General features: G+C 74.1%; 10 protein-coding genes. 8 read left to right on the plus strand and 2 right to left on the minus strand.

What is annotated here, in order from left to right:
• The first annotated feature begins 404 nt into the window (after positions 1-404).
• The 5 genes from IAG44_RS08955 (at position 405) to IAG44_RS44235 (ending at position 6,549) form a co-directional block, all read left to right on the plus strand.
• Positions 405-986, plus strand: a complete 582-nt coding sequence (locus tag IAG44_RS08955; RefSeq protein ID WP_187746600.1) for a carbonic anhydrase — start codon at positions 405-407, stop codon at positions 984-986.
• Between the two features lie 8 nt (positions 987-994).
• The gene (locus tag IAG44_RS08960; RefSeq protein WP_187746601.1) at positions 995-2,491 is read left to right on the plus strand and encodes a SulP family inorganic anion transporter; all 1,497 of its coding nucleotides are present in this window, start codon (positions 995-997) and stop codon (positions 2,489-2,491) included.
• Positions 2,492-2,755: 264 nt separating this feature from the next.
• Positions 2,756-4,120, plus strand: coding sequence for an alkaline phosphatase PhoX (locus tag IAG44_RS08965; protein WP_187746602.1), 1,365 nt, complete (start codon positions 2,756-2,758; stop codon positions 4,118-4,120).
• A 1,425-nt stretch (positions 4,121-5,545) separates the two neighbouring features.
• A complete protein-coding gene (locus IAG44_RS08970; protein WP_187746603.1) occupies positions 5,546-6,412 on the plus strand; it encodes a polysaccharide deacetylase family protein in 867 nt (288 codons plus the stop codon).
• Between the two features lie 5 nt (positions 6,413-6,417).
• Positions 6,418-6,549 carry a hypothetical protein gene (locus tag IAG44_RS44235; protein WP_281404281.1) on the plus strand — a complete coding sequence of 44 codons (132 nt, stop codon included), beginning with the start codon at positions 6,418-6,420 and terminating at the stop codon, positions 6,547-6,549.
• Positions 6,550-6,581: 32 nt separating this feature from the next.
• On the opposite strand, the gene IAG44_RS08975 is transcribed toward IAG44_RS44235, so the two are convergent.
• Both IAG44_RS08975 and IAG44_RS08980 read right to left on the minus strand, forming a co-directional pair.
• On the minus strand, positions 6,582-7,256 hold the full coding sequence (locus IAG44_RS08975) for an ABC transporter (protein WP_187746604.1): 675 nt from the start codon (positions 7,254-7,256) through the stop codon (positions 6,582-6,584).
• Positions 7,253-8,107: an ABC transporter ATP-binding protein gene (locus IAG44_RS08980; RefSeq protein WP_187746605.1), complete on the minus strand. Its 855-nt coding sequence runs from the start codon at positions 8,105-8,107 to the stop codon at positions 7,253-7,255. The genes IAG44_RS08975 and IAG44_RS08980 overlap by 4 nt, the downstream gene beginning before the upstream one ends.
• A 44-nt stretch (positions 8,108-8,151) precedes the next feature.
• Between IAG44_RS08980 and IAG44_RS08985 the strand changes: the two genes are divergently transcribed.
• The 3 genes from IAG44_RS08985 to IAG44_RS08995 all read left to right on the plus strand — a co-directional run bounded on the left by IAG44_RS08985 (position 8,152) and on the right by IAG44_RS08995 (position 12,466).
• Positions 8,152-8,859: an aminoacyl-tRNA hydrolase gene (locus IAG44_RS08985; protein ID WP_425508431.1), complete on the plus strand. Its 708-nt coding sequence runs from the start codon at positions 8,152-8,154 to the stop codon at positions 8,857-8,859.
• A 203-nt stretch (positions 8,860-9,062) separates the two neighbouring features.
• Positions 9,063-9,854 (plus strand): SAM-dependent methyltransferase, encoded by a 792-nt coding sequence (locus IAG44_RS08990; RefSeq protein WP_187746606.1) that lies wholly within the window; start codon positions 9,063-9,065, stop codon positions 9,852-9,854.
• A gap of 1,268 nt (positions 9,855-11,122) precedes the next feature.
• The gene (locus IAG44_RS08995) at positions 11,123-12,466 is read left to right on the plus strand and encodes a multinuclear nonheme iron-dependent oxidase (protein ID WP_246561592.1); all 1,344 of its coding nucleotides are present in this window, start codon (positions 11,123-11,125) and stop codon (positions 12,464-12,466) included.
• Positions 12,467-12,474: the final 8 nt, after the last annotated feature.

Raw genomic sequence — 12,474 nt, forward strand, 5'->3', positions numbered from 1 at the left:
CACACGCGCACACGGCCAGTCAAGTACAGGCCAAGGCTCAGCCCGGAAAGCATCCCTCGGGTATGGCTCTGCGTGACACGAAGGTCACGTCCCGCGACTGTGACCGGTCCGGGGGTCCTGCGGGTCCGCTGCGCACCCGCGACCGACACCGCGTCACCCTGAACGCCGACACGGCTCCCTCCGAGCCCGAACGCGTCATGCTGGCGCAGGATCCCGCGGCCGCGCACCCGGCAGCACTGCCCGGTGCGGACCGCCACCGCCTGTCGAGACCGTCGACGGGCCACTCTCCAGCGGCACTTCAGGTCTTCCGCTGCTGAGAGAGCAGGCAGAACAGAGCAGTTCCCCCACCCTGTCCTGCACGTCCGACGCGCCCCCCACAGCGCGCCAGGAGGAGTCACCACATCATGCAGCCCCTCATCGACAACGCCCGTACGTTCGGACAGCGCCCTGAGGAGTTCGCCAAGCTCGCAGAAGGCCAGTCCCCTCAGGTCCTCTTCATCACCTGCTCGGACTCGCGGGTCGTCCCCGCGCTGATCACGGGCGCCCGCCCCGGCGAGCTCTTCGAGCTGCGCACCGCGGGCAACATCGTCCCCCCGTACGGCTCCGGCGCCCCCTCGGGCGAGGCCGCGACCATCGAGTACGCCGTGGAAGTCCTCGGCGTGAGCGACATCGTCGTGTGCGGTCACTCGCACTGCGGCGCGGTCGGCGCGCTCGTGCGCGGTGACGACCTGGACGCCGTACCGGCCGTCCGCGACTGGCTGGCGCACGCCGCCGACGAGCCCGACGCGACCGAGCCGTCCGATCCGACCGTCGCCCGCGCGGTCCAGAACCACGTCCTCGCCCAGCTCCTGCGGCTGCGCTCCTACCCGTGCGTCGAGAAGCGGCTGGCCGACGGCCGGCTCACGGTGCGCGGCTGGTACTACGAGGTCCACACGGGCGCCGTGCAGGAGCACGACGTCGCCACCGACCGCTTCCAGGCTCTGTGAGCGGCCCGATGACGACCTCTCAGAACACCCGTATATCCCGTTTCCCGCACCTCAAGGAGGACTTCGCGGCCTCCCTGGTGGTCTTCCTGGTCGCGCTCCCGCTGTGCGTGGGCGTGGCCGTGGCCTCCGGGGTGCCGGCCGAACTCGGCCTGATCACCGGCATCGTCGGCGGGATCGTCACCGGACTCATGCGGGGCTCCAGCCTCCAGGTGTCCGGGCCCGCCGCGGGCCTCACGGTCCTCGTCTTCGAGGCGGTCCAGGAGTTCGGCCTGCCCGCCCTCGGCGTCATCGTCCTCGCCACCGGCGTCCTCCAGATCACCATGGGGGCCCTCAAACTGGGCCGCTACTTCCGGGCGATCTCGGTCTCCGTCGTCGAGGGCATGCTGGCCGGTATCGGTCTGGTGCTGATCGCCGGCCAGCTGTATTCGCTCATCGGTACGAAGGCCCCCGAGTCGGGGCTCGGCAAGATCGCCGGGCTGCCCGAGGCGTTCGTGGACGCGGCGGGCTCCACCGCCGCGCTGTCCTCGCTGGCGCTCGGCGCGGGAACCGTCGCCGTCCTCGTCCTGTGGAAGCGGATGCCGGCCAAGGTGCGTACGGTGCCGGGTCCGCTGGCCGCCGTGGGGCTCGCGACCGCCGCCGCGCTCGTCCTCGACCTGCCGGTGGCGACCGTCGAGGTCAAGGGGCTGCTGGACTCCATCCAGCCGCCCTCGCTGGGCGACTTCGGGGAGCTGGGCAGCGTCGGGCTGCTCGGCACGGTCGTCGCGTTCACGCTGATCGCGTCCGCCGAGTCCCTGTTCAGCGCGGCGGCCGTGGACCGGCTGCACTCCGGTCCGCGCACCGAGTACGACAAGGAACTCATGGCGCAGGGCGCGGGCAACGCGGTCTGCGGGGTGCTCGGCGCGCTGCCCATGACGGCGGTGATCGTCCGCAGCGCCGCGAACGTCCAGGCGGGGGCCCGCACCAAGGCGTCCCGGGTCCTGCACGGCGTCTGGCTCCTGCTGTTCGCCGCGCTCTTCCCCGACCTCCTCGCCTACATCCCGATCCCGGCGCTGGCCGGCATCCTCGTCCACGCGGGCGCCAAGCTGGTTCCCGTCCGGGCGATCGCCTCGCTGTGGCGCGAGCACCGGGGTGAAGCCCTCATCCTCGTCGCCACGGCCGTCTCCATCGTCGCGGTCAGCATGTTCGAGGGCGTGCTCATCGGTCTCGCGCTCGCGGTCGTGAAGACGGCCTGGGAGGCGTCGCACATCAAACTGGAGGTGGTCGACAAGGGCGCGGGCCCCGTCCAGGCGTACCTGTCGGGCAACGCGACGTTCCTGCGGCTGCCGAAGATCCTCGACAGCCTGGAGTCCCTGCCCCAGGACCGGCCGGTCGAACTCGACCTGTCGGGCCTGCACCACCTGGACCACGCGTGCCGGACGGCCCTGGAGAACTGGGCGGAGCGGCACAGCGAGGTCGGGACCGAGCCGGTGAAGATGACGGAGCCGGTGAAAGTGACGGCGGGCTAGAGCTTTTGGAGGGTGCGGACAACGCCGAGCGGCTGGGGACGCGGGAAACCGCGCGTCTTGAGGGGCGCGGGGAACTGCGCATCTTTTAGGGGCGCGGGGAACTGCGCGACCAGCCACAACGTTGCCGCACCCTCCGACGGCGCACACCCCCCACCCCCTTCCGAGCCCCCTCGTTCCACAGAACGACACGCCTGGTTCCGGTACGGCGTTCCCCCTGATAGACACACCGGGTCAACTCCCTGTCCGCCAGCAGGAAGGCCCCTCATGTCCACCACACGCCGCACCCTCCTCACCCGTACCGGTGCCGCGGGCGCCGGGATCGTGTTCGCCGGCGCGCTCACCGACCTCTTCGCCGGCACCGCGGTCGCCGACCCGATCGGCCACCGCGGCTACGGCCCCCTGATCCCGGACCCGAAGGGCCTCCTGGACCTCCCCGAGGGCTTCTGTTACCGCGTCCTGTCCCGCGAGGGCGACCCCCTGCGCTCCGGCGAGGGCACCGTCCCGTCGAACCACGACGGCATGACGGCCCTGCCGGGCAGAGGCGGACGCGTCCACCTGGTCCGCAACCACGAGAACCGCCCGACGGCCGAGCACCCCGTGCCGACGGTCGAGGGCCTGACCTACGACCCCGAGGGCAAGGGCGGCTGCACGGCCCTCACGCTGGACGCCCGGGGCGACGTCCTCACCGAGCGCGTGGCCATCGCCGGCACCGCCGTCAACTGCGCGGGCGGGCCCACCCCCTGGGGCACGTGGCTGACCTGCGAGGAGACCGAGGACAAGGCCGGCACCAGCGGCTACACCAAGGACCACGGCTACATCTTCGAGGTCGACCCGGCCGACCCGCACCGCACGGGCGCGGTCCCGCTGACCGCGATGGGCCGCTTCCCGCACGAGGCCATCGCGATCGACCCGCGCAACGGCGTCGTGTACGAGACCGAGGACGCCTTCGACAAGCCGTTCGGCCTCTTCTACCGCTTCCTCCCGGCGAAACCCCTCGGCGGACTCGGCTCCCTGCGCGCGGGCGGCCGGCTCCAGGCGATGCGTGTCCCGGGCGTGGACGACCTCTCGACGATCCAGGAGACGGGGGCGTCGTTCGACCGCGTCGAGTGGGTCGACGTCCCCGACCCGGTGGCCTCCACGACGTCCACCCGGCTCCAGGACTACGGGCCGAAGGGCATCACCCGCTCGCAGAAGCTGGAGGGCTGCTACTGGGGCGGCCGTTCGGTCTACTTCGTGTCCTCGTTCGCCCGTACCTCGCAAGGGTCGGCCGCCACCCACTTCGGCCAGATCTGGCGGTACGACCCCGACCGCCGCCGCCTCACCCTCGTCGTCGTCTTCGGCCCCGACACCGACATCCAGCTCCCCGGCGAGTCCCCCGACAACATCTGCCTCGCCCCCAGCGGCGGCCTCATGGTCTGCGAGGACGGCAACGGCGCCCAGCACGTCTACGGGGTGACCCGACAGGGCGAGGTCTACGCCATGGCCCGCGGCCGCCAGAACATCGGCACCCCGGAGACCCCCGAATGGGGCGAGTTCGCCGGCGTCACCTTCTCCCCCGACCGCCGGACGATGTACCTCAACTGCTACACCCCCGGCACGACATTCGCGGTAACGGGCCCCTGGCGGTAGCGAACCCCGCGGCGATCCCAACGCCGCCCACAACGGACGGGGCCGGGCCCGGGGACACCCCGGCCCCGTCACACACCCCGACGCACCTCGGCCACACGAGCCCAGCCCGGACACCCAGGCCCGGCTCGGACACCCCAACCCCCGCCTTGGACACCCCGGCGCGACTCGGCCGCACGAGCCCGGCCCGGACACCCAGGCCCGACTCGGACACCCCAACCCCGCCAGGCACCCCAACCCGATCCGGACATACCAGCCCCGCCGCGCAACCGGACAAGGAAAACCCTCGTCGCGGCCACGCATCCCGGCCCCGTCACACACCCCGACGCACCTCGGCCACACGAGCCCAGCCCGGACACCCCGGCCCGACTCGGACACCCCAACCCCGCCAGGCACCCCAACCCGATCCGGACATACCAGCCCCGCCGCGCAACCGGACAAGGAAAACCCTCGTCGCGGCCACGCATCCCGGCCCCATCACACACCCCGACGCACCTCGGCCACACGAGCCCAGCCCGGACACCCCGGCCCGACTCGGACACCCCAACCCCGCCAGGCACCCCAACCCGATCCGGACATACCAGCCCCGCCGCGCAACCGGACAAGGAAAACCCTCGTCGCGGCCACGCATCCCGGCCCCATCACACACCCCGACGCACCTCGGCCACACGAGCCCAGCCCGGACACCCCGGCCCGACTCGGACACCCCAACCCCGCCAGGCACCCCAACCCGATCCGGACATACCAGCCCCGCCGCGCAACCGGACAAGGAAAACCCTCGTCGCGGCCACGCATCCCGGCCCCGTCACACACCCCGGCCTGCCCGGTTCACGCGTCCGGTCCTTCTCAGGCGCCCCAGCCTCGCCGCGCACTCCACCCCGGTGCGCACTCCAGCCCCGCCACGCACCTCACCCCGGTGCGCACACCGACCCCGCCTCGCATCCGCGTCGAGGAAGCCTTCGGCTGCGCCGTACTCTCCGGCCCCGCTCCAGCGCCTCGGCCTCGCTCACGCGCCCGGCCCGGTGCGCGACTCCGGCCCCGCCGTGCGTCCGGTGCGGGGAAGCCTTCGGCCCTGTCGGGTATCCCGGCGTCGGTTGAGGGTGGCGAACCGCCGAGTGGTGTAGAGCCGTCCGGACCGCGCCCGTCCGAGCACTGCGATCGCCGACGAGGCCGAAGCCCGCGCCGCTGCGTGAGCCGGTCAGCGCGACGAGGCCACTCGGCCCCGGGCTGACGCGCGGAACTCGGCCACGACCTGCGAAGCCGCGATCGCCGAGCGGCTGCACCACGGGGCGGGACGCCACCCGGTTGAGCGTCCCGCCCCCGCAGCGCGCCCGTGTCTCGACTCCGCCCGGTCGAGGCCCGGCCCACCTGAGTGAACGTCCGGAGCGGCGGCTCGGTTGGTTTGTGTGATCGGCATATCGTCCTACGGTGATCACTCCTGTACGCCGTCTCGCCGCCGTCGCGGCCCTCGCCGCCTCGCTCGCCGCCTGCGGCACCACAAAGGCCGGTCCGCCGGCCTCGGCTCCGGCGCCCGAGCGGGCCGCGTCGGCCTCGCCGTCCCCGTCCCCGTCCCGGCCTGTGCCCTCGGCGCCTCCGACGATGGCTGCGGGGCCCTCGGGGCTCACGCCGGTCTTCGAGCATGCGCCGCGGGGGGCGCGGACGGTGGCGCTCACCTTTGATGCGGATATGACCGCTGATCAGGGGGCACGGGCGGCCAGGGGGGAGCGATTCGACAACCCGGGGCTGATCGCGGCGCTGCGGGCGTTGAGGATTCCGGCGACGGTGTTCATGACGGGGCGCTGGGCGGAGGAGTACCCGGAGCAGGCGCGTTCGATCGGCCGGGACCCTTTGTTCGAGGTCGCCAACCACTCGTACAGCCATCACGCGTTCACGTCGGACTGCTACGGCCTGCCGACGGTCCCGGAGTCGGGGATGCGCGCGGACGTCGAGAAGGCGTACGCCGCTTTCCGCGCGGCCGGTGTTCCGCACGCGATGCCCTACTTCCGCTTCCCCGGCGGCTGTTACGACAAGACGGCCCTGCACGCGCTGAGCGCCACCGGTGTGACGGCCGTCCAGTGGGACGTCGTCAGCGGCGACGCGTTCGCGACGGACGCGGACGCGGTGGCCCGCCAAGTCCTCGACGGCGTCAAGCCGGGCTCGGTCGTCGTCATGCACTGCACCCGCAGCGCCGCCCCCACCACGGAACGCGCCCTGCGCACGATCGTCCCCGAACTGCGCCGCAAGGGGTACCGCTTCGTGAAGGTCTCCGAGCAGATCCGGGCCGCCGTAGGCTGACCGGCATGACCGACACCCCGTACGCCGAGTGCGTGCTGTGCCGCGAGCCGACGGAGTATCCGGAGACGCAGAAGGGGATCACGCTGTGTCCCGTGTGCGAGTGGCAGGAGGCGCAGCGGACGGCGTGCTCGGGCTGAGCTGGCGAGGGGCGCGTACACGCCGGTGCCCCTCAGTCCGCCGTCCGCCGCGACACCAGCGCGCACGCCCCCGCCACCACCCCCACCGCCACAACCCCCGCGACGATCACCGGCACCACCGGCACCGGGACCACCGCGTCCCGCGACCCGGTGACCAGCCCGCTGACCGCCGCCTGCGCGGGCGACCCGCTCACGACGAGGGCCAGCAGGGCGCCCAGCATGAGCGCGGGCACGGCCCTCCCCGACGACCGCAGCACCGGCCACGCGCTCAGCACCCCGACGGCGGTCCCCAGCAGCGCGCAGGCCAGCGCCGCCAGCACGCCCGCCCCGGCGGCGTCGAGGACCGGCACCCGGCGCTGGTGGTCCGCGCTGACGGGATCGCTGATCCAGGTCACGACGAGCGTCCCCACGAGCCCGATCGCGAGCCCCGCGCCCGCCCCCACCAGCACGGCCCCCAGATGCGCCCGCGCGGGCCCGACGGCCGCCGCGACGACACTCCGCGCGGCCGACGGCTCGTGGCCGGCGCAGATCCGCACGAGCCAGGCGGTCACCGGCAGCAGCGCGGCGGCGGCGTACCCGAGCGAGTCGAGGATCGGCTGCCCGCCCTGCACCCCGACCCCCAGGAAGACGGCGTACAGCAGGACCGGCGGCAGCCACCGCTGCGACCGCGCGAGCAGCGCCGCCTGATACCGCACGACGGCCCTCATCGCCCCTCCTCCGTGCGCACGCTCTCGACGTGCCACGGCGGCCGGGCGTCCAGCAGCGCCCGCAGGACGACGTCGGAGTGCGAGACGGGAACGGCGATCCGGCGCACGCCCGCCTCCCCGGAGCCCACGGAGACGGCCCGCCGCAGCACCTCCCTGGGCAGCTCCGCCCCCACAGCCCCGCGCACCTCGACGACGGCACACGGCCCGTCCGGCACGACGGCCTCCTCCCGCGCACGCCGCCGGACCCCGCCGTCACGCACCTCGTACACGGCGTCCGCGGCCCCCGCGAGCCGCCGGGGGTCGTGGTCGACGAAGACGACGGCCCCGCCCGCCGCCGTGCGTTCCGCGACCGCCCGCTCCAGTTCCCCGCGCGCCTCGGTGTCGAGCCCCGTCCACGCCTCGTCCAGCACGAGCAGGTCCGGCGCCGCCACGAACGCCTGCGCCACGGCGACCTTCTGACTGCTCCCCTTGGACAGCCGCCCCATCGGCGTCCGCGCGAACCCCCCGGCCCCGAACCGCTCCAGCCACTCCCCCGCCGCCTTCCCGGCCCCGGCCCTGCTCAGCCCATGGATCGCCCCCAGGTGACACAGATAACCGACCGGCGTGAAGGGCAGCGCCGCCGGGAACCGCTCCGGGACGTACGCGGTGCGGGGCCGCCCCTCGACCCTGCCCTCGCTGGGCGCGTCGAGCCGGGCCAGCAGCCTCAACAGGGTTGATTTCCCGGTGCCGTTGGCCCCTTCGACGCGGGTGAGGGTCCCGGCGGGCAGGTCGAGGCCGACGTCCCGGAGGATCCAGGGCCCGCGCGCGCCGTAGCGGCGGCCCACGCGGTCGAGCCGGAGTGCGTGATCCATGGCCGCATCCTCTCCTGTCCGTGAGGTCACGTAGCCTGCTGCGGGTGAGTGACAGTCCGTTTCAGTCCGAAGCCGGCCCGCGTGACGAGGCCCCGCAGTTCGTCCTGCCGCTGGTGGTCCGTATCGAGCGGGACGCGCCGCCGGCCCGCACCGACGCCCTGGAGACCGCCGCCCGCGCGGTCCTGGTGATCCTCGACGACGCGCGCTCCACGGGGGACGGTGAGTGGGCGCGGGCGATGGCGGACTGGCAGGACGCCCGGATCCGGAAGGTGGTCCGGCGGGCGCGGGGCGCGGAGTGGCGGCGTGCGGAGGCGCTGGACGGGATCACCGTGGCCGGCAAGTCGGCCGAGGTGCGGGTGTTCCCGCCGGTGCCGCTGGACGGCTGGCCCAAGGACCTCGCCCGCCTCCAGGTCTCCGGCACGGACCTCGACGACCCCGAGCCGCCGGCCGGCCCGGAGACGGACGTCCCGGTGCTGTGGCTCAACCCCGACCTCGACATGTCCGCCGGGAAGACGATGGCGCAGACCGGGCACGCCGCCCAACTCGCCTGGTGGGAGCTGGGCGACGAGGAGCGGGCCGCCTGGCGCGACACCGGTTTCGCGCTCGCCGTCCGCACGGCCGACCCCGGCCGCTGGTCCCAACTCACGGCGAGCGGGCTGCCGTTGGTCCGTGACGCGGGCTTCACCGAGATCGCGCCGGGGAGTTGCACGGTCGTGTCGGATCATCCGGCGCTGCGCAGGCGGCTGCCGTGATCAGAGGCCCGGCTTCCGGTCCTGGAAGATCGGGTCCGGGTTCGGGCTGCCAGTGGGCGCGCGGTCCGGTTCCACGGGTCGACTCGCCCTCACGGAAAGGCCGGGAACGGGGAGTTGTACGGTCTGTCCCATCGGATCATCCGGGCCGCGCAGGCGGTTACCGTGAGGTCCGCCACAGCCGTTCGCAGCACCGGGGAGTCGTCATGTCGCTCGACCGTCCGCCGATCAACAGCGGGGTTCCGCACTCGGCGCGGATCTGGAACTACTGGCTCGGCGGCAAGGACTGCTACCAGATCGACCGCCAAGTGGGCGACCAGATACGGTCGTTGAACCCCGAGATCGTCGACATCGCGCGCGCCCAGCGGGCGTTCCTCAAGCGGGCGGTCACGTATCTCGCGGGCGAGGTGGGGATCCGGCAGTTCCTCGACGTCGGCACCGGCCTGCCGACCCACGACAACACGCACGAGGTCGCGCAGTCCGTCGCGCCCGAGTCGCGGATCGTGTACGTCGACCACGACCCGGTCGTCCTCCAGCACGCGCACACCCTCCTCGCCGGGACGCCCGAGGGCGCGACCGACTACATCGAGGCGGACCTGCGCGACCCCGCCGCGATCCTGCGGGCCGCGCGCGCCACCCTCGACTTCGAGCGTCCGGTCGCCCTCATGCTCCTCGGCATCGCCGCGCACATCCCCGACGACTCGGCGTACGACCTGGTGGGCGAGCTGAAGTCGGCCCTCCCGGCGGGCAGTCACCTCGTCTTCTGCGACAGCACCGAGATGTTCCACCCCGCCGAGATGCGTGCCATGGTCGAGCGCTGGAACGAGGCCGGCGACAACCCCCGCGTCAACCGCACCCCCGACCAGCTCGCCCGCTTCTTCACCGGCTTCGACCTCCTGCCCCCCGGCCTCGTCCCCGTCGCCGACTGGCACGCCCCCTCCGACGACCCGTCCCGCCGCGACGTCGACAGCTTCGGCGGCGTCGCCCTCAAACCCTGACCCGGCAACCTCAAATGTTCCTCTGAACGCACCCCCCGAAGGTTCACCCCCGGGTGACGCGGGCCATACCTCCGTCACCCACACAGGGCCGAACCACCGGAGGAGGGGCCATGCCGGAACGAACCCCAGGCACGAACACACTGCCGGAACCGACAACACACCCGAACACCGCCCTCCGCCCCGGCACGCGGACGCCACCCCGGCCCACCGCCGCCCCGGCCGCGAGGCCCGCCACCGCCCCGGACACCGGGACCAGGCCGAGCCCCGAACCACCGACCTCCCCCGCCACCACTGCGCGGCCGGCCGCCGCACCCCGCACAGCCGACGCCGCCCAGGCAACGGCCCCCGACACCAGGACCCGGCCCTGCGCCGCCCCTCGCCCCGGCACCAGCACCGCCCCGGCGACGGGGCCTCTCGGCGTCGGCACCGGCGTTTCCGCAGCGGGCGACGCCGAGAGCCGATCCACAGCGGCGCCCCGCCTCGCCCCCGGTCCTCACTCCGCCTCAGAAACCACATCCGGCCCCCGGCCCACCGCCGCCCCGGCCGTGAGGCCCGCCACCGCCCCGGATACCGGGACCAGGCCGAGCCCCGAACCACCAGCCTCCCCCGCCACCCCTGCGCGGTCAGCCACCACACCCCGGGCAGCCGACGCCACTCAGCCGGCGGGCCCCGCCACCGAGCCCCGGCCCGCCGCACCTCTCCCTGGCACCAGCGCCGCCCCGGCCACTGGTCCCGGCACCGGCGTTTCCGCAGAGGACGACACCGAGAACCGGTCCACAGCAACGCCCCGTCCCCACCGCGCCTCAGACCCCCGGCCCACCACCAGCCCCGCCTCCGGCCCCCGGCCAGACGCCACGCCGCCGACCTCCCCCGCCACCACTTCACGGCCGGAGGCCACACCACGCCCTGCCACGGCGGCCCACGTTTCCGCAGGGGCAGACGTCGAGGACCGGCCCGCTGACGCGACTCGCCCCGCCCTCGGCCGCCACCCCTCCCCGCCGCCCTGTCCTGGAGCCGACCCCCGCCCTGCCGCAGCGGCTCGCGGCGCAGCCGAACCCCGGCCCACCGCGACCGCCCGCCCCGCCGCAGGGCTCCGCGCCGAGGACCGGCCCGCGTCGGCGGCTCACCCCGCCCACGGCCGCCGCCTCACCCCGGAAACCTCGCCCGGCACCCGGCCCGCCCCCTCCCCCTCGCCCCTCCGGCCCCCCGCGTTCCGGCTCGGGACCGGCATAGGGTGGCGGCCCGAGATCGCGGAGGCGATCGAGGGGATGCCCGGGGTCGAGTGGGTGGAGGCTGTGGCGGAGAACCTGTGTGCTGGGCATCTGCCGGAGTCGTTGGTGCGGCTGCGGGCCCGGGGGGTGACGGTCGTGCCGCACGGTGTCTCGTTGGGGCTGGGTGGGGCGGAGCGGCCGGAGGAGGGGCGGCTGAGGGCGTTGGCGGAGCGGGTGGAGGCGTTGGGTGCGCCGTTGGTCACGGAGCACATCGCGTTCGTGCGGGCGGGCGGGGCGCTGACCGCGACGGCGGCGCTGGAGGCGGGCCACCTGCTGCCGGTGCCGAGGACGAGGGACGCGCTGGACGTCCTGTGCGAGAACGTCCGCATCGCCCAGGACGCCCTGCCCGTCCCCCTGGCCGTCGAGAACATCGCCGCGCTACTGGCCTGGCCCGGCGAGGAGATGACCGAGGGCCAGTTCCTGTACGACCTGGTCGACCGCACCGGCGTCCGGCTCCTCATCGACGTCGCCAACCTGCACACCAACCACGTGAACCGGGGCGAGGACCCGGCCCGCGCGCTCGCCGAACTCCCCGTGGAGGCCATCGCGTACGTCCATGTCGCGGGCGGTCACGAGAGGGACGGCGTGTGGCACGACACCCACGCGCACCCCGTCCCCGCCGCCGTCCTCGACCTCCTCACCGCGCTCACCTCCCGCACCGCCCCGCCCGGCGTCCTCCTGGAACGCGACGACAACTTCCCCGATCCGGCGGAACTGCGCGGGGAGTTGGCCGCGATCAGGGACGCGGTGTCGCGGGGCTCCCTGGCGAGGACCCGCACGGAGACACTGGCGGCGGTGAGGCCGACGCCCGCGCGGAACACGACGACGACCGCCTCCCCCTCACCGACGCCTGCCGACTCCCCCTCTCCGACGGCCACTCCGGACCCCGTCCAGGAACCGCACCCCGCCCCCGACACCTCCACCCGCCGGCGCCTCGCCCTCGTCCAGACCGCCCTCCTCTCCGCCCTGACCGCCGGCACCCCCGCCCCCGAGGGCTTCGACCGTGCCCGACTCGCCGTCCAGGCAAGGGCGTTGGCGGCGAAACGGGCCGGCGTGGTCGCGAAGGTCGCCCCCGAACTCCCGGAGATCCTGGGCGAGAAGTACCGTCCGGCGTTCCTGGCGTACGCCACGGCCCGCCCCCTGCGCGGCGGTTACCGCCAGGACGCTCTGGACTTCGCCGAACGCCTGCTGGAGGAGGGCGAGTTCGGCACACCCCTCGCCCACTTCACGACGCCCCGCACCCGACGTCTCGTCCGCCGCTGGTGGCTGGACAGGTCGGGCCCGGCGCCGAGGACCCCGTCACGGCTGGCGCGCACGGTCCGTGCCCTGACCGGCCGTTGAGACCCCCA

The organism is Streptomyces roseirectus, from assembly GCF_014489635.1.
Classification (GTDB): domain Bacteria; phylum Actinomycetota; class Actinomycetes; order Streptomycetales; family Streptomycetaceae; genus Streptomyces; species Streptomyces roseirectus.

Bases quoted from the DNA above. Each gene is read 5' to 3' on its own strand.
- IAG44_RS08955 (WP_187746600.1), top strand. From the start codon at position 405: ATGCAGCCCCTCATCGACAACGCCCGTACGTTCGGACAGCGCCCTGAG.
- IAG44_RS08960 (WP_187746601.1), top strand. From the start codon at position 995: ATGACGACCTCTCAGAACACCCGTATATCCCGTTTCCCGCACCTCAAG.
- IAG44_RS08965 (WP_187746602.1), top strand. From the start codon at position 2,756: ATGTCCACCACACGCCGCACCCTCCTCACCCGTACCGGTGCCGCGGGC.
- IAG44_RS44235 (WP_281404281.1), top strand. From the start codon at position 6,418: ATGACCGACACCCCGTACGCCGAGTGCGTGCTGTGCCGCGAGCCGACG.
- IAG44_RS08975 (WP_187746604.1), bottom strand. From the start codon at position 7,256: ATGAGGGCCGTCGTGCGGTATCAGGCGGCGCTGCTCGCGCGGTCGCAG.
- IAG44_RS08980 (WP_187746605.1), bottom strand. From the start codon at position 8,107: ATGGATCACGCACTCCGGCTCGACCGCGTGGGCCGCCGCTACGGCGCG.
- IAG44_RS08990 (WP_187746606.1), top strand. From the start codon at position 9,063: ATGTCGCTCGACCGTCCGCCGATCAACAGCGGGGTTCCGCACTCGGCG.
- IAG44_RS08995 (WP_246561592.1), top strand. From the start codon at position 11,123: ATGCCCGGGGTCGAGTGGGTGGAGGCTGTGGCGGAGAACCTGTGTGCT.